The 509-nt window shown below is 49.5% G+C and carries 2 protein-coding genes; both read right to left on the minus strand.

All coding sequences use genetic code 11. The features are described from left to right. The coding region (locus ADICYQ_RS30995) for a phosphate acyltransferase (RefSeq protein ID WP_498366125.1) at positions 1-216 on the minus strand (216 nt) is incomplete at its 3' end. Next, the coding region (locus tag ADICYQ_RS31000; RefSeq protein ID WP_262485352.1) for a phosphate acyltransferase at positions 170-509 on the minus strand (340 nt) is incomplete at its 5' end. The genes ADICYQ_RS31000 and ADICYQ_RS30995, both read right to left, overlap by 47 nt.

The following is a 509-nucleotide window of genomic DNA, read 5'->3' on the forward strand; positions in this document are numbered from 1 at the left end:
GAGAAGGATATCTGCGTTGCCCGCTACGTCTCCCGAAATTTTTTTCTGGGCCGCGGCAATTTGTGAAACTGCGTTATCCAAAGCAAGCGGTCCATCAACAATGCAGCCTTTGATCTGGCCCCTTTTGTACATTTGAGCTAGAGCAGCTGCATTCACGGTCGCTTCCATTTTAGGGTTCACCGTTTCGACCGCTGCAAGGGCAGCTGCTTTTGGCATATTGTTCCCCACTGCATGGGCCACATGAACGGCATTTTGCAAAAATCTGCCGGAGCTCTTCCAGCGAAGGAGCAATATTCATTGCCGAATCTGTCACAAACATCAGCCGGTCAAAATCCGGTATATCGAAGACAGCCACGTGAGAAAGGACACTTGCTGACCGAAGCCCCTCCTGTCTGTTCAATACCGCTTTAAGCAAAACAGAAGTCGGCACATTGCCTTTCATTAAAACGTCCGCTGTTTTATGATGCACAGCACGAACCGCTAATTTCGCCGATTCCTCAGGAGTATCG

The organism is Cyclobacterium qasimii M12-11B (genome assembly GCF_000427295.1).
Lineage (GTDB): Bacteria > Bacteroidota > Bacteroidia > Cytophagales > Cyclobacteriaceae > Cyclobacterium > Cyclobacterium qasimii.